Source organism: Nocardioides solisilvae (genome assembly GCF_003194625.1).
GTDB lineage: Bacteria > Actinomycetota > Actinomycetes > Propionibacteriales > Nocardioidaceae > Nocardioides > Nocardioides solisilvae.
The window spans coordinates 1,110,717-1,135,637 of sequence record NZ_QHKX01000001.1 but is presented as its reverse complement, the minus strand read 5'-3'; the positions used below and the strand labels follow the sequence as shown (position 1 = coordinate 1,135,637).

Sequence of the window (24,921 nt, the reverse complement as noted above, 5' to 3'; positions counted from 1 at the left end):
CGTCGGCCGGGGCACCGTCCGGGAGCGGCGTGCGGCTCAGTCGAGCTCGCGCTTGAGGATCTTGCCCGTGGCGGTCATCGGCAGCGAGTCGCGGAACTCGACGACCCGCGGGTACTTGTAGGCCGCCATCTGCTCCTTGCCCCAGGCCACCAGCTCGTCCTCGGTGAGGGTCGAGCCGGGGGTGCGGATCACGACGGCCTTGATCTCCTCTCCGTGGCTGTCGTGCGGGACGCCGATGACGGCGGCGAGCGAGACCTCGGGGTGGGTGAGGAGGACCTCCTCGATCTCGCGGGGGTACACGTTGAAGCCGCCGCGGATGATCATGTCCTTCGAGCGGTCGACGATGTAGAACCAGCCGTCCTCGTCGCGACGCCCCAGGTCGCCCGTGCGGAACCAGCCGTCGTGCAGCGCCTCGGCGGTCGCCTCGGGGCGGTCGTAGTAGCCCTTCATCACGTTGGGGCCCTTGATCGCGATCTCGCCGATCTCGCCCTCCGCGTCGCGCCACACGCCCGGCTCGGGGTCGATCAGCTTCATCTCGACGCCGGGGATCGCCGGGCCGATGGAGCCGACCCGGGCGGGCTCGCCGTACTTGGAGAAGCTCGCCACCGGCGAGGTCTCCGACAGCCCGTAGCCCTCGAGGATCGTCACGCCGAAGCGGCGCTCGAACTCCTTGTGCACCTCGACCGGCAGCGCCGCCCCGCCCGAGACGGCGACCCGCAGGTTGGCCGCGAGCTCCTTGACGTCGACCCCGGCGTCGTCCAGGGCGCCGAGCATCCCCCAGAACATGGTCGGCACCCCGGCGAAGAACGTCACCTTCTCCTTCGCCATCAGCTGCAGCGCCGCCTCGGCCTCGAAGCGGGGCAGCATCACGACGGTGCCGCCGTAGGCGAAGGCGCCGTTCTGGATGACCGTCTGGCCGAAGGAGTGGAAGAGCGGCAGGACGCACATGAACGTGTCGGGGTTCTCCGCGTCGGCCCGGAAGAGCTGGTCGCCCGCGAGCGCGTTGGACAGCATGTTGCGGTGCCGCAGCTCGGCGCCCTTGGGCTGGCCCGTGGTGCCGGAGGTGTAGAGGATGACCGCGGTGTCGTCGTCGTCGACGTCGATCCCCTTGAACTCGGGCGACTGCGTCATCATCGCCTGCGCCATCGTCTCGTAGCCCTCCACGGGCGACTCGGCGCCGAGGTCGGCGGTGATGACGAAGAAGTGCTCGCAGCCGGGGGTGGCCTCGAAGCCCTCGTGGCCCGCCTTGGCCATCGGCAGCTCGGGGGTGCCCTCGAAGCAGAAGCAGGCCTTCGCGTCGGAGTCGTCGAGGTGGTAGGCCACCTCGCGGCCCTTGAGCAGCACGTTGAGCGGGACGACGGTCGCGCCGGCCTTGAGGATGCCGAAGTAGACGATCGTGAAGTAGGGCAGGTTGGGGCAGCTGAGCGCCACCTTGTCGCCGGGCTCGATCCCGCGGGAGACCAGCAGGTTGGCGCACATGTTGGCGAACTGGTCGACCTGCGCGTAGGTCAGCCGGGTGTCGCCCAGCACGACGGCGTCGCGGTCGGGGTACCTGGCAACGGAGTCCTCGAGGAGGGACGCAAGATTCGTCATGGGCCAAATCTAGGGGACGAGGGGTCGCCCGTCAGGGATCAGGAGTGCCACGATGCCCCGGTGACCGGACCCGTCGAGCTCCCCGTCCGCCGCACCGGCCGCCCGGGGGGCGCCCCGGTCCTGCTGCTGCACGGCTTCACCGACTCCGCGCAGTCCTGGGACCTGCTGCTCCCCCACCTCGCCGGCGCCCCGGGGCCGGGCCTCGACCTGTCCGCGGTCGACCTCCGCGGTCACGGCCGGGCCCCGCGCCCGGACCAGGGGTACGCCGTCGCCGACCTCGCCGCCGACGTCGTCGCCGTCCTCGACCAGCGCCCCGACGGGGCCGCCGTCGTGCTGGTCGGGCACTCGCTGGGCTCGCTCGTCGCCCGCCGGGTCGCGCTCGCCCGGCCCTCCCGGGTCGCGGCGCTGGTCCTGGTCGGCGCACTTCCGGCGACCCCCAACGACTCGATGACCGGTCTCCGCGACGAGCTGCACGCCCTCGGCACGCCGGACGACCGGGTGCCCGAGGCGTGGGTGCGCGACTTCCAGGAGGGGACGTCGAGTCCCGACGTCCCCGCCGACTTCCTCGAGGCGGCGGTCGCCGCGAGCCACGCGGTGCCGGCCCGCGTGTGGCGTGCGGTCGCCGACGGCTTCGCGACGGCCGACGACGCCGCCGACCTCGCGGGCCTCACGACCCCGACGCTCCTGCTCTGGGGCGACCGGGACCCGGTCTCGAGCGAGGCCGAGCAGCGGGCGCTGGCCGCGGCGCTGCCCCGGGCCCGGCTGCGCGTCCTCGACGGGCTCGGGCACGCACCCCACTGGGAGGACCCGGCCCGGGTGGCGCGGGAGCTCCTCGCCTCCCTCGACGGGCCCGACGGGGACTGACCCGGCCGCCACGTCCCGCAGGTGGGGGATGGCGCCGCGGCCCCGGGCGTGCCCACGATGGGGGTCCGACGAGCGCGAAGGTGCGGCGATGACCGAGACGACGACGGGGACGACGACGGGGACGACGACCGAGGAGCTGGCCCAGCGGCTGGTGGGGGCGACGACCGGGGCGCTCGAGCTCTTCGCGGTCCACCTCGGCCGCGAGCTGGGCCTCTACTCCTGCCTCGCCGAGCAGGGCCCGGCGACCGCCGAGGAGCTCGCGACCCGGACCGGCCTCGACGCCCGGTACGTCCGGGAGTGGGCCGAGCAGCAGGCGGTGGCCGGGATGCTCGACGTCACCGGCCTCCCCGAGGGGCCGGACCCGGCCGTCGCGGGCCAGCCGGGCCACGCCCCGGCGTTCGGGCTCCCGGTGGCCGGCCGCCGGGTGCTGGTGGACGCCGAGGACCCGTGGCACGTCGGCCCGCTGGCCGACCTGGTGGCCGGCATCGGCGGCGTCCTCGACCGCCTCCCCGCGGCCTACCGCAGCGGCTCGGGGGTGCCCTTCGAGGCCTACGGCGAGGCGCTGCGGCGCGGCCAGGCCGGCATCAACCGGCCCGCGTTCGTCCACGACCTGCCCGACTGGCTCGCCACGCTGCCGGAGCTGCACGCCGCGACGGAGGGCGACGCGCTGCGGGTCGCCGACGTCGCGTGCGGCGAGGGGTGGTCGACGCTGGGGCTGGCCGCCGCCCTGCCCACGGCCCGGGTGGACGGGTTCGACCTGGACCACGCCTCGGTCGAGGCGGCCCGCGGTCACGCCGTCGGGTCACCCGTGGCGGACCGGGTCGCCTTCCACCTGGTCGACGCCGCCGACCCGTCGGCCCTGACCGGCCCCTACGACCTCGTGACCGTCTTCGAGGCCCTGCACGACATGGCCCGGCCGGTCGAGGCGCTCGCCGCGATCCGGGGCGCGCTCGCCCCCGACGGGGTGCTCCTGGTGGCCGACGAGCGGGTGGCCGACCGGTTCAAGCCCGACGCCGGCGACGTCGAGCGGCTGATGTACGGCTGGAGCGTCACCCACTGCCTGCCGGCCGCGCTGGCCACCCGGCCGTCGGCCGCGCTCGGCACGGTGCTGCGCAGCGACCGGGTCGGCGAGCTGGCCGTCGAGGCCGGGTTCGGGTCGATCGAGGTGCTGCCGATCGAGCACGACTTCTTCCGGTTCTACCTGCTGCGTCCCTGACGGGCCACGCGGCGGGCGGCGCGGCGCAGGTCGTCGCGGGCGGCCACCGGCCCCAGCCGGTCGAGCAGGAGGCCGAGCGGCCGGCGCCAGCCCGTCGCCCGGGTCACCGTCGTGGCCCGCACCCGGGTGCGGTCCTCCTCGAGCGGGGTGAAGACGAGGTCGAGGGTGACCTCGAGCCCGCGCCAGCGGCCGTGCTCGACCCACCGCACGTTCTGCTCCCAGGCGGTCACCTGCATGAGCGGGCGCACGCCCGGCCAGGTGACGTCGTACCAGCGGGTCCCGAGGCCCGGCTCGCCGTCGGGCCGCAGCCCGTCGAGGAGCTCCACCCGGCGCAGGCTGGACTGCCACGCGGGCCGGTTGCGGGGGTCGGCGAGGTAGTCGAAGACCTCCCCGACGGGGGCCTCGAAGTCGTGGGCCACGGTGAACCCCACGGGCTCAGAACCGCTCGCCGGTCAGCCGCTCGTACGCCTCGACGTACCGCGCGCGGGTGTGGGCGACGACCGCCTCGGGCAGCGGCGGCGGCGCCTCGCCGGACGCCTTGTCCCAGCCGGACTCGGGGCCCGTGAGCCAGTTGCGGACGATCTGCTTGTCGTACGACGGCTGGGTGCGGCCCGGCTGCCACTCGTCGGCCGGCCAGAAGCGCGAGGAGTCGGGGGTGAGCACCTCGTCGCCGAGGACGACCCTGCGGCTCCCCCCGCCGGTCGAGCCGGGTCCCCCGCCGGTCGAGCCGGGTCCCTCGCCGGTCGAGCCTGTCGAGACCCCGAACTCCAGCTTGGTGTCGGCGAGCACGATGCCGCGCTCGCGGGCGACCTGCTCCGCGCGGCCGTAGACCGCGAGGGTCAGGCGGCGCAGCTCGGCGGCGGCGTCGGCACCGATCGTCGCCACGACCGCGTCGTACGAGACGTTCTCGTCGTGGTCGCCCAGCTCGGCCTTGGTGGCCGGGGTGAAGACCGGCTCGGGCAGCCGGGAGCCGTCCTCCAGGCCGGGGGGCAGCGCGATCCCGCAGACCTCGCCGGTGGCCCGGTAGTCGGCGAGCCCGGAGCCCGTGAGGTAGCCGCGGGCCACGCACTCCACGGGGAACATCTCGAGCGGCTCGCAGACCACCGCGCGGCCGCGGACGACCTCGGGCACGTCGGTGGAGACGACGTGGTTGGGCACCAGGTCGGCCAGCTGGCCGAACCACCACAGCGACATCCGGGTGAGGATCTCGCCCTTGTCGGGGATGGTCGTGCCCAGCACGAAGTCGTAGGCCGAGATCCGGTCGCTGGCGACCATGAGGAGACGCCCGGCGTGCTCGCCGGCGTCGATCCGGTAGAGGTCGCGGACCTTGCCGCTGTGCAGGTGGGTGGTGCCCTCGATCGCCGGTGCGACGGGGATGCCCAGGGACGCGAGCTGCTCGGGGTCGGTCACGCCCCGCAGCCTAGTCGTCGCCACCGGCCCCGGTCTCCTCGTCGGGGACCCGGGTGATCCGGACCCGCAGGATCCGGGTCTCGCTCGCCTCGACCACCTCGAGCCGCACGTCCTCCTCGACCACGACGTCCCCGACCTCGCCGAGCCGGCCGAGCCGGGCGACCACGTAGCCGCCGACGGTGTCGAAGCCGCGGCCGCTCACGTCGAGGCCGGTCCGCTCCATCAGCTCGTCGACGTTGAGCGACCCGTCGACCGTGACGGCGTCGCCCTCGTCCAGCACGGTGTCCTCGGGGTCGAAGCCGGTGTCGTACTCGTCGTAGATCTCCCCCACCAGCTCCTCGACCAGGTCCTCGAGGGTGACGATCCCCTCGGTGCCGCCGTACTCGTCGACGACCAGGGCGAGATGATCCTGGTCGCGTCGCATCCGGGCCAGCGAGGCGAGGACCTGGTTGGTGCCCGGCAGCACCGCCAGGGGGCGGGCGATCGAGGAGACCGGGGCGTCCTGGTGCTCGGGGCCCGCCGTGAGCAGGTCGCGCAGGTGCACGAAGCCGAGGACGTCGTCGACGTCGTCGCCGAGCACGGGGTAGCGGGAGTACGACGACTCCGCGACGTCGGCGCGCACCTCGGCGACCGTGCGGTGGCCGTCGAGGAACACCACGTCGGGACGCGGCGTCATCACCGCGGTGAGGCGGCGGTCGCCGGAGCGGAAGACGTCGGTGAGGATCCGGCGGTGGTAGGGGCGGATCGCCCGGTTGGTCTCCACGGTGTCGCGGATCTCCTCGGCCGTCATCTCCTCCTCCTTGGCGTCCGGGTCGCCGCCGAGCAGCCGGACCACGACGTCGGTCGAGCGGGAGAGCAGCCAGATCACCGGGCGGCAGAGCGTGGCGAAGACGTTGAGCGGCGGCGCGAGGACCTTCGTGAAGCCGACCGCCCGCTGCATGGCCAGCCGCTTCGGCACCAGCTCGCCCAGGACCAGCGACAGGTAGGCGATGAGCAGCGTCATCAGGAGCAGGGCGACGGTGTCCGCCGCCCCCTCGGCCAGGCCCCACCCCGCCAGCACGGGCGCGAGGTCGGGCGCGATCGTGGCGCCGCCGTACGCGCTCGAGAAGAAGCCCGCGACCGTGACGCCGATCTGCACCGCGGAGAGGAACCGGTTGGGGTCCTCGACCAGGTCGGCGGTGCGCGCCCCGCGGGCGCCGCCCTCGCGGATCCGGCGCACCTGGCCGGGGCGCAGCGAGACGATCGCCATCTCGGTGCCGGCGAAGACCCCGCCCACCAGGACGAAGACGAGCACGAGCAACAGGTTGACCAAGGTGTCGGCGTCCACGTCCTGCACGCTAGCGACCCGGGGTTTGTAGGCTCGAGGACATGTCCGTCGTGAAGATCAACGCCATCACCGTCCCCGAGGGCTCTTCGGAGGAGCTCGAGCGGCGCTTCGCCGCGCGCGCCGGGTCGGTCGAGAAGTCGTCCGGCTTCCTCGGCTTCAAGCTGCTGCGCCCCACCGGCGGGGACGCCCGCTACTTCGTCCTCACCGAGTGGGAGGACGAGGAGTCGTTCGTCGCCTGGCGCGACGGCGACGCCCGCACCGCGCACGCCGGCGAGCGCGCCAAGCCCGTCGCCACCGGGGCCGACCTGCTCGAGTTCGAGGTCGTGCTCGACGTGAGGCCCGGGAGCTGAGGCTCCCTCCCCCGACCTGACTGCTGCCTGCTCTCGCTCAGCGGGCCTCGACCCGGTAGGTGAGGCGCGTCGTACCCGCGGGCTGCTGCTGGCGCGGCCGGGCCACCCCGCCCTGCTGGACGCCCACCTCGACCACCCAGCCGGGCGACTCGTAGGCCCGGTCGAGCGCGTCGGCGCCGTCCCCCTCGTCGCTCCCCTCGTCGAGCCGCCGGAAGCCAGAGCGCCGCATCGTCGCGTCGAGCCCCGCGACGACCGCGGCAGCGTCGTCGGGCACGGTGAGGGTGAGGGCGAAACGGCCCCGGGCGGGGGTGAACGCGTCCGCCGCTTCGCCGACCGGCAGGGGCACCTCGGCGCGCGGGAAGGCCAGGGGCAGTCCGTCCTCGCCCACCGCCAGCGGGCCCTGCGTGATCCGCGGGGTGGGCACCGGTTCGGAGCAGCCGGCCAGCCACGGGCCCAGCAGCAGGGCGACCAGGACGACGAGCCGGCGCACCTGCCGAGTGGCAGGTCAGCGCTCCCCGGGCGCGAGGAACCACTGCATCCTGCGCGTCGCGAAGGGCAGGAGCACGTAGGTCATCAGCGGCGTCATCACCAGCACCGAGGCCAGCACCCGCAGCGGGAGCGCCCAGTCGCCGATCGTGCGGCCCGAGACCCAGTTGGCGGTCAGGCTGAGCGGGAAGAAGACCAGGAAGATCACGACCATCTGCTTCCACCGCGGGGGCGCGGACGGCGCCGCAGCCTCGCCGGCCACCTCGGTCGAGGCGGGCTCGTCGAACCAGCCCTCGATGCCGGTGCGGCGCTCCACCCGGGTCGACTCGACCTTGCCCTCGGCGGCGTCGAGCCACCAGCGCCGCTGCGGCGAGGACTCCCACGCCTCCAGCGACGCGGGGTCGGCGAACCGGTAGAGCATGTGCCACTCGGTCGACTCCTCCCCCGGCCGCACCCACCCGCTCCCCAGGAACCCTGGGAACCGCTGCGCCAGCGTGTTGCCCGCCTGCAGCCACGCGTGCATCTCGTCGAGGTGGTCGGGGGCGACGTGGCGGGTCACCGAGACGGTGACGGGTGCGTCGCCCGGGGCGCGGGGAGTGAGGTCGGAGCCGGTCCTGGCGTCGGGGGTGCTGCTCATGCCGCCATTCTCGGATGCTGGGACGCTCTCGCGAACTTGGCGCGGGTTCCTGCGGGTTGGCGGGGCTTGCACGCCCCACGAAGCTCAGCGATCCCCGCCTGAGCGGGGATCCCGCGGGACCCCCTACAGGATCGAGCCGGGGCTGTACGCCGCGGCGGCGGGGTGCCGCTCGACGAGGGCGGCGACGCGGCGGCAGACCTCCTGGGTCTGGGCGACGGCGGCGCCGGTGAACTCGATCGGGTCGGCGACGAGGCCGTCGATCTGCTCGCGGGAGAGCCCGAGGCGCGGGTCGGCGGCGAGGCGGTCGAAGACGTCGTTCTCGACCTGGCCCTGACGCATGTCGAGGGCGACCCCGACGGCGGCCTCCTTGATCGCCTCGTGACCGACCTCGCGGCCCACGCCGGCGCGGACGGCGGCCATCAGCACCTTGGTGGTGGCCAGGAAGGGCAGGTAGCGGTCCAGCTCGCGCTGGATCACCGCGGGGAAGGCGCCGAACTCGTCGAGCACGGTGAGGAAGGTCTGGAAGAGGCCGTCGGCGGCGAAGAAGGCGTCGGGCAGCGCGACCCGGCGGACGACGGAGCAGGAGACGTCGCCCTCGTTCCACTGGTCGCCGGCGAGCTCGCCGACCATCGAGAGGTAGCCGCGGGTGACCACGGCCAGCCCGTTGACCCGCTCGCAGGAGCGGGTGTTCATCTTGTGCGGCATCGCCGAGGAGCCGACCTGGCCCTCCTTGAACCCCTCGGTGACGAGCTCGAGGCCGGCCATCAGCCGGATCGTGGTGGCGAGGTTGGAGGGGGCGGCGACGAGCTGCACGACCGCGGAGAGGACGTCGAAGTCCAGCGACCGCGGGTAGACCTGGCCGACGCTGGTCAGCACGTGGTCGAAGCCGAGGTGGGCGGCGACCCGCTCCTCGAGCTGCTGCAGCTTGGCGGCGTCGCCGTCGAGCAGGTCGAGCATGTCCTGGGCGGTGCCCATCGGGCCCTTGATCCCGCGCAGCGGGTAGCGGGCCAGCAGCTCCTCGACCCGCTGAACGCCGATCAGCAGCTCGTCGGCGACGGTGGCGAACCGCTTCCCGAGCGTCGTGGCCTGGGCGGCGACGTTGTGGGAGCGGCCGGCCATCACGGTGGCCTCGTGCTCGGCGGCGAGCCGGGCGAGGCGGGCGAGCGTCGCGACGGCGCGGTCGCGGAGCAGCTCGAGGGACTGCCGCAGCTGGAGCTGCTCGACGTTTTCGGTGAGGTCGCGCGAGGTCATCCCCTTGTGGATGTGCTCGTGGCCGGCGAGCGCGCAGAACTCCTCGATCCGCGCCTTCACGTCGTGGCGGGTGACCCGCTCCCGCTCGGCGATCGAGGCGAGGTCGACGCCGTCGGCCCCGCGGGCGACGACCTCCTCGTAGGCCTCGACGACGCCGTCGGGGACGGCGATGCCGAGGTCGCGCTGCGCCTTCAGCACCGCGACCCACAGCTGCCGCTCGAGGACGATCTTGTGCGCGGGCGACCAGATGGCGGCGAGGTCGGCCCCGGCGTAGCGGGTGGCCAGGACGTTGGGGACGGTCATCGGTTCTCCTGCTGGTCGCCGGCGGGTGCGGCGCTCGGGGCGGCGGGCGCCGCGCTCGGGGGGTCGGTGGGGGCGGGCGCGAGCGCCGCGGCGCCCTCGACCACGCCGAGGGGCTCGGCGGCGATGTCGCGGCGCCACTGGGCGCCGGGGAAGGAGATCGCGGCGATCCCCTCGAAGGCCTTGGCGCGGGCGTCGGCCACGGACGCGCCGACCGCGCGGACGGCGAGCACCCGGCCGCCGGCCGTCACGAGCTCGTCGGCGCCGGCCTCGTTGACCCGGCGCGCGGTGCCGGCGTGGACGACGTCGACGTCGGGGTCGTCGTCGAGGGTCTCGACGCCCACGATCGGGTCGCCGGTGGAGGACGACTCGGGGTATCCGGCCGAGGCCATCACGACGCTCACGGCCGCGCCCGCGCGGAAGCGCGGCGGCGCCACCTGCGCGAGCTCGCCGCGCGCGGCGGCGAGCAGGAGCGCGCCGAGGCCGGAGTCGAGCAGCGCCAGCACCGGCTGGACGTCGGGGTCGCCGAAGCGGCAGTTGAACTCGATCACCCGCGGCCCGTCGGCGGTGAGCGCGAGGCCGACGTAGAGGCAGCCGCGGTACGGCGTCCCGCGGCGCGCCATCTCGTCGAGCGTCGGCTGCACGACCTGCGCCATCACCGTCGCGGCGAGGTCGGCGGGAGCCCACGGCAGCGGCGAGTAGGAGCCCATCCCGCCCGTGTTGGGGCCGAGGCCGCCGTCGAAGATCCGCTTGAAGTCCTGGGCCGGCTGGAGCGGGTGCGCGGTGGTCCCGTCGCAGACGGCGAAGAGGGAGACCTCGGGGCCGTCGAGGAACTCCTCGACCACGACCCGTCCGCAGGCGGCCGCGTGGGTCAGCGCCTCGACCCGGTCGCGGGTGACCACGACGCCCTTGCCGGCCGCGAGCGCGTCGTCCTTGACGACGTACGGCGCCCCGAAGGCGTCCAGCGCGGCCGCGGCCTCCTCGGGGGTCGTGCAGGCGCGCGAGCGCGCGGTCGGCACCCCGGCGGCGGCCATCACCTCCTTGGAGAAGGCCTTCGACCCCTCCAGCCGGGCGGCCTCGCGGCCCGGCCCGAAGCAGGCGATCCCCCGCGCGGTGACCGCGTCGGCGACGCCCGCGACGAGCGGGGCCTCGGGGCCGACGACGACCAGGTCGACGCCGAGCCGCTCGGCCAGGTCGGCGACCGCCTCGCCGGCCATCGGGTCGACGGGGTGCAGGGTGGCGACCGCCGCGATGCCGGGGTTGCCGGGGGCGGCGTGCACCTCGGTGACGGCCGGGTCGCGGGCGAGGGCCAGGGCGAGGGCGTGCTCACGGCCGCCGGTCCCGATCACGAGGGTCTTCACGTGCGACGAGTCTACGGCGCGGCGACGGGGCCGGCGCCCGCCGGACGAGGGGTGGCCGTCCCGCGGTCAGCCGCGGCGGGCCTCGGCCTCGTACGCCGAGCGCACCCCGGCGTCGGCGTGCGTCAGCACGTCGTCGGCCCCCATGAGGCGTCGGGCGACCGACTGGAACCGGCGCGGCAGCGCCTGCGAGACCTTGGTGACGGGCTGCCCCCAGCGCGGCGCCCACGCCTCGGGGACCGGGCGCCGGAGCACGTCGACGACCACCTCGGCCACCTGCTCGGGCTCGAGCGTCGGCACCCCGCGGGTCCGCGCCACGCCCGCGCCCAGCGTCGTGTTCACGATCACCGGCAGCACCATCGAGACCTCGACCCCGGCGGGGGCGAGCTCGGCGCGCATCGCCTCGGTGAAGCCGACGACGGCGTGCTTGGAGGCGGAGTACGACGCCCCGTGCGGCAGCGCGACCCGGCCCACGGCCGAGGCGATGTTGACGACGTGGCCGCGGCCGCGCGCGACCATCCCGGGCGCGACCGCCCGGGTGCCGTGCATGACGCCGAAGGTGTTGACCTCGAAGATCTGGCGGGTGACCGCGGGGTCCTCGGCGAGGAACTCCCCCACCGGCATGATCCCCGCGTTGTTGACCAGCACGTCGATCTCGCCGGCGGCCTCGACGAAGGCCGCCCAGTCCGACGGCGAGGTGACGTCGAGCGGGTGCCAGCGCACCCCGAGCTCGCGGGCCGCCTGCTGCAGCGGCGAGATGTCGCGGTCGCCGATCACGACGTCGGCTCCGGCCGCCCGGGCGAGCCGCGCCGTGGCCGCGCCGATGCCGCGCGCGCCGCCCGTGACGGCGACGACCTTCCCCTCGAGGAACTCAGAGCTGCGGGCCGGGCTGGAGGGTGCGGGCATGCGGGAGCTCCTGACGCGATCTGACAGACGACTCTGTCAGTTTCGAAGGTGACCCGGGTCACTGTCAATCGGCGGCCCGTGGCCGCGAGACGTCCCGCTCCGCCGCGGGACCCGGGACCTCCGGGTCCCCACTCCGCGGGGCGGCTCGGGCAGGATGGCGCGCGTGAGCGGGTCCGAGCGCAGCTACCGGGGCCGGTCGGCCTCGGAGCGGGCGGCCGCCCGGCGGGTCCGGCTGGTCGCGGCGACCGTGGAGGTGCTGGCGCGGGCGGGCGAGTCGGGCACCACGATGACCGCCATCTGCGCCGAGGCAGGCCTCACCGAGCGCTACTTCTACGAGTCCTTCGCCCACCGCGACGAGGCGCTCGTCGCCGCCCTCGACGCGGTCGCCACCGAGATCACCGAGGTCGCGCTGGCTGCCCTGGACGCCCTCGACGCCGACCGGCCCGGGGCCCACCCCGAGGCGCAGGTGCGGGCCGCCGTCGCCGCCGTCGTCGACCTGGTCGCCGACTCGCCGACGAAGGGCCGGGTGGCCACCGTGGAGTCGACCGCCAACGCGGCGCTGCGGGCCCGCCGCCACCAGCTGCTGGCCGGGTTCGCCGAGCTGGTCGGCGACCAGGGCCAGCGGATCTTCGGCGACGGCGCCTGGCCCCCGGAGCGGGCCCGGCTGCACGGCCTCCACTTCGCGGCCGGCTTCGCCGAGGTGCTGGCCTCGTGGCTGACCGGCGAGCTCGAGCTCGGCCGCCACGACCTCGTCGACCTCGGGAGCGACCTCGTGATGGCCGCCCAGCGACGGTCCTGACGCTCCGCCGAGCCTCGGGGTGCTGCGGGGCGCTGCGGCACTGCGGGGCGAGACGGTCCCGCCCCCTCCCCCGGGGCCCGACATACTCGCGCCCCATGCACCCCCAGTGCCACGCCCAGTGCCACGCCCACCCTGCCCGTCCGCGCGTCACCCGCCCGGACGTCAGCCGCGCGGGCCGCACCCTGGCCGGGGCCCTGCTCGCGCTCGCGACCGCGGCCGCGCTCACCGGCTGCGGATCGGTCTTCCTCTCCGGCGACGTCGAGGAGACCTTCGCCGACATGCCGTGGGTGGTGGACGCGCGCTCGGAGTGCCACGAGCTCTCCTGCACCGTGGAGGTCGACCTGACCGCCTCCGCCGACGCCGACGAGGTCGCCGCCGCGCTCGAGGGCGCGTTCGACCTCTCCGCCGACGACGTGGTGCTCACCCTCGGCGACCGGGTCGGGGCCGAGGTGAGCGAGCACTCGCCCGAGTCGGCCGAGCGGCCGCTGGCCGAGGTGCTGGCGTGGGCGGCGGCGGCGCCCGAGGTGCAGCGGTTGACGGTCGCCGCGCGCGTCGACCAGCAGCACCTCGACCTGGTCCCCGCCGACCCCGGCGCGTTCTGGGCCGTGGGCCGGTCGACGTGGGAGGCCACCTCGGCGCTGCCCGCGCGCTCCCTGGAGGTCGTGGACCCGGAGCGGAGGGACCGCCACGGAGCCCGCCGCCTCTCGGTCGTCGGGGAGCTCCCCGACGGGCAGCTCGACCGGGCCCTGGCGCTGGAGGAGCTCACCCGGACCGGCTCGGCCCCGGCCCTCACCGGCATCGCTGTCGTCGGGCACGCCCTCGTCGTCGGCGTCGCGCGGAGCAGCGAGGTCGAGGCCGCCCGGACCGCGCTCCGGGCGCTGCCCGGGGACCCCGACCTGCCCGTCGAGGTCGTGGTGACCGACGACCTGGTGGAGGTCTCCCGGACGGACCCCGTGACCCGCGGCCGGCGCGGCACGCTCGCCGCGACCCTCGACCGGATGCCCGAGGTGGGCCGGGTGGAGAACGGCGTCGGCGACCTGCGGGTCCACCTCGCCGCGGGGGTCGGGCTCGAGGCCGGCCGGGCCGTGCTGGCCCGGGCGCGCGAGGTGGGTCCCGCCTTCGACGCCCTCGACCTGGTGACGGCGGACGGCCGCGCCGAGGCCGAGATGACCCGCGACGGCGACGACTCGCTCCTGGCCCTCGGCGCCCGCCTGCAGGACGCGACGCCGGGGAGGACGCGACTGCGGGTGTCGCAGCGCCGCGACCGCCCGCCGTTCGTCTCCCTGTCGGTGCGGGTCGGCGGCCAGACCTCCGCCGCGCCGCCGCTGGGCCCGTGGGTGAGCGAGATGGCCCGCGTGGTGGCGGAGCACCGCGGCGCCTCGACCGGCTACCACCTCGCGCTCGAGGTGACCGGCCCGACCGGGCGCTCGGCCTCGACCGACTGGAAGGTCGAGGCCGGTCCCGCGGGCCCGCGGGTCACCGAGGCCAGCGTGCTCGAGGACGTCGCCGCCGAGGTGCGCCGCGCGTGGGACGAGGGAGTCCGGGCGGCGCGCTGACCGCGCCGCCCCGACCTCTCACCGGCTTCGTCGGCGGGAGGCCGTCAGTCGGGGTGGACGACGACCGTCTGCTCGCGGCCCGGGCCGACGCCGACGGCCCAGATCCTGGTGCCGCTCATCTCCTCCAGCGCGGTGACGTAGCGCTGCGCGTTGACCGGCAGGTCGTCGACCGTGCGGCAGCCGGAGATGTCCTCGCCCCAGCCGTCGAGGTACTCGTAGACCGGCTTGGCGTGGTGGAACTCGGTCTGCGTCATCGGCATCTCGTCGTGCCGGACGCCGTCGATCTCGTAGGCCACGCAGACCGGCACCTTCTCCCAGCCCGACAGCACGTCGAGCTTGGTGAGGAAGAGGTCGGTGAGCCCGTTGACCCGGGTGGCGTAGCGGGCGACCACGGCGTCGTACCAGCCGCAGCGGCGGTCGCGGCCGGTCGAGACCCCGACCTCGCCGCCGACCCGCCAGAGGCGCTCGCCGTCCTCGTCGAAGAGCTCGGTCGGGAAGGGGCCGGAGCCGACGCGGGTCGTGTAGGCCTTGATCACGCCGATGACGCGGTCGACCCGGCCGGGGCCGATGCCGGCGCCCACGCAGACGCCGCCGGCGACCGGGTTGGAGGAGGTGACGAAGGGGTAGGTGCCGTGGTCGACGTCGAGCATCGTCGCCTGCGCGCCCTCGAAGAGCACGGTCTTGCCGGCGTCCAGCGCCCGGTTGAGCAGCAGCGAGGTGTCGGCGACCATCGGCCGCAGCCGGTCGGCGTACGACGTGAGCTCCTCGACGACCGCCTCGACCTCGATCGCCCGCCGGTTGTAGACCTTGGTGAGCAGGTGGTTGCGGGTGTCGAGGGCGCCCTCGACCTTCTGGGTGAGGATCTTCTCGTCGAAGAGGTCGGCGACCCGGATGCCGAGCCGGTTGACCTTGTCGGCGTAGGCCGGGCCGATGCCGCGGCCGGTGGTGCCGATCTTGTTGCGGCCCAGGAACCGCTCGGTGACCTTGTCGATCGTCGAGTGGTACGACGCGATGACGTGCGCGTTGGCGCTGACCACCAGGGGCGCCGGCTCGACGCCGCGCTCCAGCAGGCTGTCGAGCTCGCGGAAGAGCGCCTCGGGCGAGACCACCACGCCGTTGGCGATCACGCAGGTGGCGCCCGGCGTGAGGATCCCGCTCGGCAGCAGGTGGGTGGCGAACTTCTCGCCGTCGACCACGATCGTGTGGCCGGCGTTGTGGCCGCCGCTGGTGCGGACCACGAAGTCGATGTTGTCGGTGGTGGCGGCCAGCAGGTCGGTGGCCTTGCCCTTGCCCTCGTCGCCCCACTGGGCGCCCAGGATGATGATCGCGGGCATCGCAGCCCCCTCGTGTCGACGTGCCGGCGGCGCGTGCCGCCCCGCACGAAAAGAAACAGCTCCGGCACAAGCGCACCGGAGCTCTTGCGGCAGGACCCTACCAATGGTCCCGGGGTGACGACGACTCCACGGGGAGCGTCGGTGCGCTCGGCTACTGTCCGGCGCATGGACTCGTTCCTCGTGATCACCAACTCCGGGGCCGGCGCGGCCGACCAGGAGGCGCTCGACGCCGCGCTCGGCGTGCTGGAGGGGCGCGCGTCGGTCGAGGTGACGGCCACCGCCAACCCCGGCGAGCTCGACGGCGTCCTGCACCGCGCCGGCTCCCGACCGGTCGTGGTCGCCGGGGGCGACGGCAGCCTGCACGCGGTGGTCTCCGTGCTGCACCGCCGCAACGAGCTGCAGGGCAAGGTGCTGGGGCTGATCCCGCTCGGCACCGGCAACGACTTCGCCCGCGCGATGGAGGTCCCGCTCGACCCGCGGGAGGCCGCCGAGGTCCTCGTCTCCGGGCGCCCCCGCCCCGTCGACCTGCTCGTCGACGAGGTCGGCGGCGTGGTGGTCAACCAGGTCCACGTCGGCGCCGGCGCCCAGGCCAGCCGCCGCGGCGCCCGGTGGAAGCAGCGGCTGGGCTCGATCGGCAAGGGCAAGGTCAACCTCGGCAAGCTGGGCTACCCCGTCGGCGCCCTGCAGGCCGCCGTGATGCCGCCGTCGCTGCGGCTGCGGGTCGAGGTCGACGGCCGGGTGGTCAACGACTTCGACCGGCCCGTCCTCATGGTGGCGGTCGGCAACGGCACCTCCGTGGGCGGCGGCACCGAGCTCACCCCCGACGCCGACGCCGAGGACGGCCTGGTCGACGTCATGGTCTCCGCCGCCGTGGGCCCGGGCGAGAAGCTGACGTACGTCGCCCAGCTGCTGCGCGGCCGGCACCGCGAGCACGAGGACGTCACCTACGTCCGCGGCAAGGTCGTCACCGTCTCGGGCGAGGAGTTCTACGCCTCCGCCGACGGCGAGATCTACGGGCCCGAGCGGAGCCGCACGTGGCGCCTGGAGCGCGCGGCGTACTCGATGATCCTGCCCTGACGGCCGCGGTCACAGCCAGCCGCGACGGGCCGCCTCGACCCCGGCCTGGAAGCGGGTGTCGGCGCCGAGCTCGATCATCACCTCGGCGATCCGGCGGCGCACGGTGCGCAGGCTGAGCCCCAGCGTGCGGGCGATCTGCTCGTCGCGGGAGCCCGCCGCCAGCTCGGCCAGCAGCAGCCGTCGCCCGGCCTGCCGGGTGCCGCGGGCCAGCGCGGGCAGCGGCACGGCCTTCTCCCACAGCGCGTCGAAGTAGGCCACCAGCAGCTCGACGACCGCCCCGTGCCGCATGACGATCCGCCGGTCGTTGGAGATCCCCGGAGGGTCCGGGAAGAGCGCCCGGTCCCGGCCCACCACCGCCAGCCGGGTCGGCACCTCGGGGAGGACGCGCACCTGCTCCCCGGCGGCCACCCGGGCCGTCAGCACCTGCGGCACCTCCTGGAGCGCCCGCACGGGATAGATCGTCCGCACCGCCCGACCCTGGTGGAGCGCGCGGGCGACCGCGGCGAACATCACCGGCTCGGTCGGGAGCATCCACTGGTCGGGCCGCAGGATGAGGACGTCCCCGGTGCTCTCCTCGATCCACGGCACCAGCAGCGACGGGACCGAGGCGCCCACCACGACCTCGCCGTCCACCCACTCCCGCCCGGGCGTCACCTGGCGCGGGCGGCCGAGCGGCGCGGTCGGGATCGCCTGCACCAGCCGGTCGAGCCGGGCGGCGGCCTCGGTCAGCGCCCGGCTCTCCTGCCGCAGCAGCCCCGCCAGGGCCTCCCGCGGCTCGGAGACGCGGACCACGCCCTCGACGAGCCGGACCGCCCCCTGCTCGACGAGCGGGGCGACCTCCGCGGTCAGCCCCTCCGGGCTGCGTCCGAGGCTCCGGGCGACCACGTCGAGCGGTGCGCCGTCGGCGGCGCGCAGCTGCTGGTAGAGCCGGACCATCGCGGGGGTCATGTGCAGGGCGCCCGCGAGGGTCCGGTCCAGCGGTCCGTCGGCCATCCACGCAGCCTAGTGACCTTTTCCTGCCATTGGCAGGAACTGCCCCGTTCCCGCCCGTCCCTGCTTGCCACAATCGGCCCACGCGGCTCATGGGGATCAGCCCGCGGAGGCCCGGCATCCGGGGGGAGCCGGGCCGTCACACGTGCCGGGGGATCCGTCGGGGGACGTCGGAATCGAGCAGGGGACGATTCCGGCGCCGGCGTGCGCCCGGTAGCGTGCTCGACCATGTCGTCGCAGGACCCGCAGGAGGACGCCGGCAGCGTCGGCTGGACGGTCGCGCTCATCGCCGAGGACGTCGCCCGCTGGGTGATGCTGCGGCTCGCGCTGACGGTCGCCGGGGTCGGTGCCCTCATGGGGCTCGTCGGCGAGGGCGCGCCGCCCGCGCTCCGGGTCGGCACCGTGGTCTCGGGCGGCCTCGCGCTGGGCGTCGCCACCGCGGTGGCGGTGCGCCAGGAGCCGATCACCCGGGGCCGGGCCTGGACGATCATCCTCGTCGTGCTGCTGGTCTGCGGCGGCCTGACCGTGGCGCTGCTGCTCTCCGACGACGCCGGCCGCTGACCTCCCGACCCCGACCGGGGCTGTCGGGGCCGCGTGACAGGCTGGCCCCATGAACGCTGACCTCCCCCGCCAGGACCTGATGGCCGGTCCCCCGCCCACCCGACTCCCGGAGGACCCCGCCGCCGCCGGGCTCGCATCCGGCGACGCCCCGGCCTCGGCCGTCCGCAGCCACCCCGCCTCCCCCTTCGCTTGGGCCGCGATGGCCGAGCAGGCGCGCGACGCCGGGGCCGACGACGTGACGGTCTACGCCTACTCCCGGGTGGGCTACCACCGCTCCCTCGACATGCTGCGCCGCAACGGGTGGAAGGGCCACGGCCCCGTGCCGTGGGAGCACGAGCCCAACCGCGGCTTCCTGCGCTGCCTCGCGCTGCTCGCCCTCTCGGCCCGCGCCATCGGCGAGACCGACGAGTGGGAGCGGTGCTCGGAGTTCCTGCGCGACTCCAGCCCGGCCGCCTACGACGCCCTCCTGGGCGCCGGCTGAGCCACCGCTCGGGCGTCGGTCGAGCGCGACAGGGTCGAGCGCGGCAGGTGAGCGCGACAGGTGAGCGCGACAGGGTTGAGCGCGGCGGAGCAGGGCACAACAAAGCCGGGCGCCGAGGCGTCACACCCATGACCGCACCGCACGTCCGACCGGCAGGCACGTCACCGGCGGACACCACCCAGGGGGACGCATGAGACGCGCTCGACCGACCACTCGTACCGGCCCCGGGGCCCGACCGTCGCGGCGCTGAGCACCGCGCTGGCGACCGGGCTGCTGACCGGGCTGGCCTCGCCCGTCGTGGCCCCGGCGGGCGCGGCGGCGTCGGCGTCGTCGCCCCTGCCGGAGCCGGCCTGGCAGTCGTCGTGGGAGGCGAAGGGCGACCCCTACGAAGCCGACGTCCAGCTCGTCGACGCCGTGCTCGATCCCGCCTCGGGCGACGTCTTCGCGCTCGGCGAGAACAGCGAGGTCCACGACGACCACCAGCTGCGCCGGGTGGACGGCGAGACCGGCGCGACCGAGTGGGAGCTGCCGCAGCCGGCGTCGCCGTACTCGCAGCTCACCCTCGACGCCGACGGCGGCCAGCTCCTCCTCTCCCACCCGGTGACCGTCGGCGGGAAGCGCCTCCTGCGGCTGCGCGCCCTCGGGCTCGACGGCGCGGAGCGCTGGAGCCGCGACCTCGTCGAGCTCGGCCACGTGCAGGAGCAGGTGACCGACCCGGCCAGCGGCACCACCTGCGCCACGACCGTGGCCAAGGCCGGGCCCGCGGTCGGCGGGCGCCGGACGCAGCGCTGGTCGTTCGCCTGCGTGGGGCGGGACGGCGAGCCGGTGGCGCAGCGCTCGTTCCGCCGCACGGGCGTCACCCAGCAGGAGGAGCTGTTCCTGGCGGTCGACCCGACCCGGGGCCGCTGGTACGCCGCGGCGAGCCGCGAGGTCCGCGGCCAGGGCAGCACCGTCGAGCTGCAGGCGCTCGACCGGCGGGGTCGCACCCGGTGGCAGCGCACCCTCTCCTGGTCCGGCCGCCGCTTCGGCTCGGTCGGCGCCCTCACGGTCGACCCGGCCCGCGGACGCGTCCTGCTGGGCACCGCGGTGCACGGCGGCAACCGGGCGAACAGCACGACCCTCACCGTGTGGAACAGCCACGGACGCCGCCACGCCCAGCGCACGTGGCGCGGCAGGAACGTCGACACCATCACCGACCTCGGCGTCTCCGCGGACGGCCGTCACTACGTCGTGGCGTCGGTCTTCGCGAGGCGTGGTGGCGCGGTGGCCGACCTGCGGCCCGGCCTCCGCCCGCGCTGGACGAAGCGCCACGGCCGCGGGGGCCTCGACGACCTCGACCTCGTGGTCGACGACGCGCGCCGGCAGGTCCTGGCCTCCGGCGGCGACGTGGCGGCGTACCGGTGGACCGGCTCCCGCGCCTGGGGCGGCAGCCCCTCCCGCGCCTACTTCGGCCTCGACCTCCTCCTCGACGCAGGGCGGGGGCGCCTGCTGGCGGCGTGGCAGGAGGAGGAGTGGCCCGCGGCGCACCTGACCGCCTGGCGCCTCTGACCGGGCGGGACCGTCCCGGGACCTCCCCGCTCTGGCGTCCGGAGGGATGATCGGTCGGTGAGCCAGAACACTCCCATGCCTCCCCCCGCGGCGGCTCCCCCGGCGACCCCGGCGGGCACGCTCCCGGAGAACCCGTGGCCCGCCCTGTGGGCGCTCTGCCTGGGCTTCTTCATGATCCTGGTCGACACCACGATCGTGACGGTCGCGACGCCCGCGATCATGGACGACCTGCGGGCCGACGTCACGGCGGTCGTCTGGGTCACCAGCGCCTACCTGCTCGCCTACGCCGTCCCGGTGCTGATCACCGGCCGGCTCGGCGACCGCTACGGACCCCGGCGGGTCTACCTGACCGGGCTGGTGGTCTTCACCCTCGCGTCCCTGTGGTGCGGCCTGACCGGCACGATCACCGGGCTGGTGCTGGCCCGTGTGGCGCAGGGCCTGGGTGCCTCCCTGATGACGCCGCAGACGATGGCAGTGATCACCCGGATCTTCCCGCCGCAGCGGCGCGGCAGCGCGATGGCGCTGTGGGGCGCCACCGCGGGGGTCGCCACCCTGGTCGGCCCGAGCCTGGGCGGCGTGCTCGTGGACGCCGCGGGGTGGGAGTGGATCTTCTTCGTCAACATCCCGGTCGGGGTCGTCGCGTTCGTGCTCGCCTGGCGGCTGGTCCCCGTGCTGGAGACGCACCCGCACCGGTTCGACTGGCTGGGCGTGGCGCTCAGCGGCGTCGGCATGTTCCTGCTGGTCTTCGGCATCCAGGAGGGGCAGCAGTACGACTGGGGCACCATCGCCGGCCCCTTCACCGTGTGGCGGCTGATCGTCGGCGGCCTGGTCGTGCTCGCCGCCTTCGTCTGGTGGCAGGCGCGCAACCGAAGGGAGCCGCTGGTCCCGCTGGCGCTCTTCCGCGACCGCAACTTCTCGCTGGCCAACGTCGCCATCGCGACCGTCGGCTTCGGGTTCACCGCGCTGGGCTTCCCGCTGATGCTCTACGCCCAGGTGGTGCGCGGCTGGTCCCCGACCCAGTCGGGGCTGCTGATGGTGCCGCTCGCCGTGAGCTCGATCCTGCTGGCCCGACCCGTGGGGCGCCTCACCGACCGGGTCCACCCGCGGGTGCTCACGTCGTTCGGTTTCGTCGCGATGGGCACGGCCCTGGTCGCGGCCTACGCGCTCCTCGGGCCCCGCACCCCCGTCTGGCAGCTCCTGCTCCCCCTCTTCCTGCTGGGGATCGGCAGCGCCTTCCTCTGGTCGGTGCTGAGCACGACCGCCAACCGCAACCTCCCGCTGTCGCAGGCCGGCGCCGGCTCGGGGGTCTACAACGCCACGCGACAGGTCGGCGCGGTCCTCGGCTCCGCGGTGGTCGCGGTGCTGATGGAGTCCCGCCTCGCCGCGGCCGGCCTGGGCGGCGGCGTCGGCTCCGCCGAGACCGCGATGGCGTCCGGCACCCTGCCGGAGGAGGCGTGGGAGCCGTTCAGCCGGGCGATGGCCGAGTCGCTCCTGGTGATCCCCGCGGTCCTCCTGCTGGGCCTGCTCTGCGCCGCCGCGTTCGAGGGGATGAAGCACGAGCGCTGAGCCCCGGGCGTCGACGCCTGCGACACTCGGGGCGTGAGGGACCGGATGAGGCGCTACCTGCTCACCGTCGCCGGACCCGTGCGCTCCCCCCGGCACAACCTCCAGCTCGCCGCGCTGCTCGCCCTCAACGCCGGGGTGCTCAACTCGGTCGGCTTCGTCGCCGTCTCGGTCTACACCTCGCACATGACCGGCCTGACGGCCAGCGTGGCCGACCACCTCGTGCTCGGCGGCGCCGTGGTCGTGCTCACCGGGCTGCTCGGGGTCACCGCGTTCGTCGCCGGTGCTGCCGCCTGTGCGCTGCTCTTCAACTGGGGACGGCGGCGCGACCTGCGCGGCCGCTACGCCAACGTGCTCGTGCTGGAGGCGCTGCTGGTCCTGCTCTTCGGCCTCCTCGCCGAGGAGCTCACCTGGCGGCACCGCGAGCTGGTCTTCGTCGGCGTCCTCTGCTTCACCATGGGCATGCAGAACGCGATCATCACCAAGATCTCCGGCGCCCAGATCCGCACCACCCACGTCACCGGCATGGTCACCGACATCGGCATCGAGCTGGGGAAGCTGGCCTACGTCTCCCGCACGCGGGGCCTGCCCCCGGTGGTCCCCGAGCCCGGTCGGCTGGGGATGCTGTCGCTGCTGGTCGGCCTCTTCTTCGTCGGCGGGCTCCTCGGGGCGCTGGGCTACCTCGAGATCGGGTTCGGGGCCCTGGTCCCGCTCGCCCTGGTCCTCCTCGTGGCCGCCGCCGGGCCGGTGGCGGCCGACGTACGCCGCCACCAGCGCGGCCGGTCCCGACCCGCAGGATGATCCTCGCCCGGGGTTTCCCGACCCGCGACCGGGGGACGATCCCCCCCAGTCGCCGCGGGGCTCGGCCCGCGGCCGCACCCACGGAGGTCGCTCGTGCGTCGGTCCAGGTCGTCCGCCCTCGTCCTGGGGCTCGTCCCCGCCCTGCTGGCCGTCCCCCTCGCCGGCCCACCTGCCTCGGCGGAGCGGGCCGCGCCCGAGGAGCGCGCGCCGCTGTGGCGTGCCGACCTCCCGGGCGTCCAGCACGCGCCCGACACGGGGTTCCACGACGGCGCGGTGCTCGACCCGGCGACCGGCGACGTGCTCACCCACTTCCACGACGTCTCGCAGCCGACCGCGCGCACCCGGGTCCGGCGTACCGACGGCGACACCGGCGAGACGGTCTGGGAGGTGGGGCTCGGCGACCACACCTCGTCGGCCACCGAGATGGCCCTGGACGCCAGTGCGCCCGGAGGCGGGCAGGTCGTGGTCGCGACCCAGGGAAGGCTCCACGCGGTCGGCCTCGACGGCACCGTCCGGTGGTCGGCACGGCCCGGCGCCACGGGCGACGTCACCGGGCTCGCGACCAACCCGTCGACGGGCACGACGTGCCTCGCCTCGTCGGACTGGAACAGCCGGGTCGGGCGGGGGGCCCGTGCCACCTGGTCCCTCGCCTGCTTCGACCGGGAGGGCGCCGCCACGACCGTCCGCACCTTCCAGCACCGCGGGCTGACCGCCGGCCCCACCGGCCTGGCCGTGGACGCCGAGCGGAACACCTGGTACGTCGCGGGCGCCCACGTGGTCCCCGGGAAGGGCTCGCAGACGGTCCTGCTGGCCTACCCCGAGGTCGGGAGGCGGCTGTGGGAGGCGGCCAGGCGGCACCGCGACCGTGACGCGACCGTGACCGACCTGGTCGTCGACCCGGTCGGCAGGCGCGTCCTCGTGGGCGGCGCACGCGGCGGGCGCGCCACGCTGCTCGGCTGGACGACCCGAGGGCGGCTGCGGACCGACCGGGCCTGGCGGGCGCCCTTCGGCCTCCAGGACCTCGCCGTCGACGAGCAGCGGCGACGGGTCGTCGTCGCCCTCATGACCCGCCGCGGGACGCAGGTGCGGGTCCTGCGGCCACGCGGCCGGACCCTGCGCCGTTTCGACCTAGCCGGGCGGGTCGGCGGCACGACGCTCACGCTCGACCCCGGGCACCGACGCCTCTACCTCCCCCACCGGCGGCTGCTCGGCCTCACGTGGGGCGGCACGCCCGAGTGGCGGGGCACCGAGCGCCGGCTGGACGCCCAGGAGGTGCTCGTCGACGCGGCCCGCGACCGGGTGGTCGTGCTGGCGACCTCGCGGAACCCCTACCCGCAGCTCCAGCTGAGCGCCTACCCCCGCTGACGCGCTGACGCCCCCCGGGAGACCCGGAGGGCGTCGCGCGTGCTGCGGTGCGGGCTCAGGCGCCCAGCGTGGTGCCTGCGGAGCGGAGGTTCTGGCAGGCCTCGACGATCCGCTCGGCCATCCCGGCCTCCGCCGCCTTGCCCCAGGCGCGCGGGTCGTACTGCTTCTTGTTGCCGACCTCGCCGTCGATCTTCAGGACGCCGTCGTAGTGCTGGAACATGTGGGCGGCGACCGGGCGGGAGAACGCGTACTGGGTGTCGGTGTCGACGTTCATCTTCACCACGCCGTAGTCGACCGCCGCGCCGATCTCCTCGGCGGTCGAGCCCGAGCCGCCGTGGAAGACCAGGTCGAACGGCTTGGAGCCGGCCTCGAGGCCCAGCTCGGAGACCACGGCCTCCTGGGCGGCCTTGAGGATCTCGGGGCGGAGCTTGACGTTGCCCGGCTTGTAGACGCCGTGCACGTTGCCGAAGGTCAGCGCCGTCATGTAGCGGCCCTGCTCGCCGACCCCGAGCGCCCGCACGGTGGCCAGCGCGTCCTCCGGGGTCGTGTACAGCTGCTCGTTGATCTCGTTGGCGACCCCGTCCTCCTCGCCGCCGACGACGCCGATCTCGACCTCGAGGATGATCTTCGCCGCGGCGCACTTGGCGAGCAGCTCCTCGGCGATCTGCAGGTTCTCCTCCAGCGGGACCGCGGAGCCGTCCCACATGTGCGACTGGAAGAGCGGCGCCTCGCCGCGGGCGACGCGCTCGGCGGAGATGTCGAGCAGCGGGCGGACGAAGCCGTCGAGCTTGTCCTTGGGGCAGTGGTCGGTGTGCAGCGCGATGTTGACCGGGTAGTTCTTCGCCACCTCGGCGGCGTACGCCGCGAAGGCCACCGAGCCGGTGACCATGTTCTTGACCGACGGGCCGGAGAGGTACTCCGCGCCGCCGGTGGAGATCTGGATGATCCCGTCGGAGCCGGCGTCGGCGAACCCCTTGAGGGCGGCGTTCAGCGTCTGCGAGGACGACACGTTGATGGCGGGGAAGGCGAAGCCCTGGGACTTCGCGGCGTCGAGCATCTCGGCGTAGCGCTCAGGGGTGGCGATGGGCATCTGCTTGGCTCCTCGGTGGGGTGCGGGGCGCGGTCCGGCGCTGGTCGCACGCTGGTCT

Annotated in this window: 24 protein-coding genes; 12 read left to right on the top strand and 12 right to left on the bottom strand. The window is 74.9% G+C overall.

Features of this window, described 5'->3' with window-relative positions; all coding sequences use genetic code 11:
- Positions 1 to 36 precede the first annotated feature (36 nt).
- Positions 37 to 1,593, bottom strand: coding sequence for a long-chain-fatty-acid--CoA ligase (locus tag DNK53_RS05410; protein ID WP_110181198.1), 1,557 nt, complete (start codon positions 1,591 to 1,593; stop codon positions 37 to 39).
- A gap of 60 nt (positions 1,594 to 1,653) precedes the next feature.
- Here DNK53_RS05410 and DNK53_RS05405 point away from each other — a divergent pair, with 60 nt between their 5' ends.
- Together DNK53_RS05405 and DNK53_RS05400 are read left to right on the top strand one after the other, a co-directional pair.
- Positions 1,654 to 2,457 carry an alpha/beta fold hydrolase gene (locus DNK53_RS05405; RefSeq protein WP_162599797.1) on the top strand — a complete coding sequence of 268 codons (804 nt, stop codon included), beginning with the start codon at positions 1,654 to 1,656 and terminating at the stop codon, positions 2,455 to 2,457.
- Between the two features lie 88 nt (positions 2,458 to 2,545).
- Complete coding sequence (locus DNK53_RS05400; RefSeq protein ID WP_110181197.1) at positions 2,546 to 3,673, top strand: class I SAM-dependent methyltransferase; 1,128 nt, start codon at positions 2,546 to 2,548, stop codon at positions 3,671 to 3,673.
- On the opposite strand, the gene DNK53_RS05395 is transcribed toward DNK53_RS05400, so the two are convergent.
- From DNK53_RS05395 to DNK53_RS05385, 3 genes are read right to left on the bottom strand one after another with little or no spacing between them, the layout of a single operon-like run.
- Positions 3,655 to 4,104 (bottom strand): SRPBCC family protein, encoded by a 450-nt coding sequence (locus DNK53_RS05395; protein ID WP_110181196.1) that lies wholly within the window; start codon positions 4,102 to 4,104, stop codon positions 3,655 to 3,657. The two genes, DNK53_RS05400 and DNK53_RS05395, sit on opposite strands and share 19 nt — an antisense overlap.
- Positions 4,105 to 4,108: 4 nt before the next feature.
- On the bottom strand, positions 4,109 to 5,083 hold the full coding sequence (locus DNK53_RS05390) for a phosphoribosylaminoimidazolesuccinocarboxamide synthase (protein WP_420846476.1): 975 nt from the start codon (positions 5,081 to 5,083) through the stop codon (positions 4,109 to 4,111).
- A 10-nt stretch (positions 5,084 to 5,093) separates the two neighbouring features.
- A complete protein-coding gene (locus tag DNK53_RS05385) occupies positions 5,094 to 6,410 on the bottom strand; it encodes a hemolysin family protein (RefSeq protein WP_110181195.1) in 1,317 nt (438 codons plus the stop codon).
- Between the two features lie 41 nt (positions 6,411 to 6,451).
- On the opposite strand from DNK53_RS05385, the gene DNK53_RS05380 reads away from it, so the two are divergent.
- The gene (locus DNK53_RS05380) at positions 6,452 to 6,760 is read left to right on the top strand and encodes an antibiotic biosynthesis monooxygenase family protein (protein ID WP_110181194.1); all 309 of its coding nucleotides are present in this window, start codon (positions 6,452 to 6,454) and stop codon (positions 6,758 to 6,760) included.
- Positions 6,761 to 6,797: 37 nt separating this feature from the next.
- On the opposite strand, the gene DNK53_RS05375 is transcribed toward DNK53_RS05380, so the two are convergent.
- From DNK53_RS05375 to DNK53_RS05355, 5 genes are all read right to left on the bottom strand, one after another.
- Positions 6,798 to 7,250, bottom strand: a complete 453-nt coding sequence (locus DNK53_RS05375; protein WP_110181193.1) for a hypothetical protein — start codon at positions 7,248 to 7,250, stop codon at positions 6,798 to 6,800.
- 15 nt (positions 7,251 to 7,265) lie between these two features.
- Complete coding sequence (locus DNK53_RS05370) at positions 7,266 to 7,883, bottom strand: antibiotic biosynthesis monooxygenase (protein WP_110181192.1); 618 nt, start codon at positions 7,881 to 7,883, stop codon at positions 7,266 to 7,268.
- Between the two features lie 123 nt (positions 7,884 to 8,006).
- A complete protein-coding gene (gene purB, locus DNK53_RS05365; protein ID WP_110181191.1) occupies positions 8,007 to 9,437 on the bottom strand; it encodes an adenylosuccinate lyase in 1,431 nt (476 codons plus the stop codon).
- Positions 9,434 to 10,795, bottom strand: a complete 1,362-nt coding sequence (purD, locus tag DNK53_RS05360; RefSeq protein ID WP_110181190.1) for a phosphoribosylamine--glycine ligase — start codon at positions 10,793 to 10,795, stop codon at positions 9,434 to 9,436. Before purD ends, purB begins: the two co-directional genes overlap by 4 nt.
- Positions 10,796 to 10,861: 66 nt before the next feature.
- Positions 10,862 to 11,698, bottom strand: a complete 837-nt coding sequence (locus DNK53_RS05355) for an SDR family oxidoreductase (protein ID WP_110181189.1) — start codon at positions 11,696 to 11,698, stop codon at positions 10,862 to 10,864.
- A gap of 163 nt (positions 11,699 to 11,861) precedes the next feature.
- Between DNK53_RS05355 and DNK53_RS05350 the strand changes: the two genes are divergently transcribed.
- Entirely contained in the window at positions 11,862 to 12,497 is a 636-nt protein-coding gene (locus DNK53_RS05350; protein WP_110181188.1) for a TetR/AcrR family transcriptional regulator, read from the top strand.
- Between the two features lie 95 nt (positions 12,498 to 12,592).
- The gene (locus tag DNK53_RS05345) at positions 12,593 to 14,053 is read left to right on the top strand and encodes a hypothetical protein (RefSeq protein WP_110181187.1); all 1,461 of its coding nucleotides are present in this window, start codon (positions 12,593 to 12,595) and stop codon (positions 14,051 to 14,053) included.
- Between the two features lie 44 nt (positions 14,054 to 14,097).
- Here the strand turns inward: DNK53_RS05345 and DNK53_RS05340 are convergent, their stop codons facing one another.
- Complete coding sequence (locus DNK53_RS05340; RefSeq protein WP_110181186.1) at positions 14,098 to 15,387, bottom strand: adenylosuccinate synthase; 1,290 nt, start codon at positions 15,385 to 15,387, stop codon at positions 14,098 to 14,100.
- A gap of 165 nt (positions 15,388 to 15,552) precedes the next feature.
- Here DNK53_RS05340 and DNK53_RS05335 point away from each other — a divergent pair, with 165 nt between their 5' ends.
- The gene (locus DNK53_RS05335; RefSeq protein WP_239456360.1) at positions 15,553 to 16,464 is read left to right on the top strand and encodes a diacylglycerol/lipid kinase family protein; all 912 of its coding nucleotides are present in this window, start codon (positions 15,553 to 15,555) and stop codon (positions 16,462 to 16,464) included.
- 9 nt (positions 16,465 to 16,473) lie between these two features.
- Here the strand turns inward: DNK53_RS05335 and DNK53_RS05330 are convergent, their stop codons facing one another.
- Positions 16,474 to 17,457: a helix-turn-helix domain-containing protein gene (locus DNK53_RS05330; RefSeq protein WP_110181185.1), complete on the bottom strand. Its 984-nt coding sequence runs from the start codon at positions 17,455 to 17,457 to the stop codon at positions 16,474 to 16,476.
- A gap of 225 nt (positions 17,458 to 17,682) precedes the next feature.
- Between DNK53_RS05330 and DNK53_RS05325 the strand changes: the two genes are divergently transcribed.
- From DNK53_RS05325 to DNK53_RS05300, 6 genes are all read left to right on the top strand, one after another.
- Positions 17,683 to 18,015, top strand: a complete 333-nt coding sequence (locus tag DNK53_RS05325; RefSeq protein ID WP_110181184.1) for a hypothetical protein — start codon at positions 17,683 to 17,685, stop codon at positions 18,013 to 18,015.
- A 49-nt stretch (positions 18,016 to 18,064) separates the two neighbouring features.
- On the top strand, positions 18,065 to 18,496 hold the full coding sequence (locus DNK53_RS05320; protein ID WP_110181183.1) for a DUF3151 domain-containing protein: 432 nt from the start codon (positions 18,065 to 18,067) through the stop codon (positions 18,494 to 18,496).
- Between the two features lie 297 nt (positions 18,497 to 18,793).
- A complete protein-coding gene (locus tag DNK53_RS05315; RefSeq protein WP_110181182.1) occupies positions 18,794 to 20,044 on the top strand; it encodes a hypothetical protein in 1,251 nt (416 codons plus the stop codon).
- Between the two features lie 75 nt (positions 20,045 to 20,119).
- The gene (locus DNK53_RS05310; RefSeq protein ID WP_110181181.1) at positions 20,120 to 21,610 is read left to right on the top strand and encodes a DHA2 family efflux MFS transporter permease subunit; all 1,491 of its coding nucleotides are present in this window, start codon (positions 20,120 to 20,122) and stop codon (positions 21,608 to 21,610) included.
- 33 nt (positions 21,611 to 21,643) lie between these two features.
- Positions 21,644 to 22,408, top strand: coding sequence for a YoaK family protein (locus DNK53_RS05305; RefSeq protein WP_110181180.1), 765 nt, complete (start codon positions 21,644 to 21,646; stop codon positions 22,406 to 22,408).
- Between the two features lie 93 nt (positions 22,409 to 22,501).
- On the top strand, positions 22,502 to 23,773 hold the full coding sequence (locus tag DNK53_RS05300; RefSeq protein ID WP_110181179.1) for a hypothetical protein: 1,272 nt from the start codon (positions 22,502 to 22,504) through the stop codon (positions 23,771 to 23,773).
- 55 nt (positions 23,774 to 23,828) lie between these two features.
- Here DNK53_RS05300 and fbaA read toward each other — a convergent pair whose 3' ends face one another.
- Complete coding sequence (gene fbaA, locus DNK53_RS05295; protein ID WP_110181178.1) at positions 23,829 to 24,863, bottom strand: class II fructose-bisphosphate aldolase; 1,035 nt, start codon at positions 24,861 to 24,863, stop codon at positions 23,829 to 23,831.
- Positions 24,864 to 24,921: the final 58 nt, after the last annotated feature.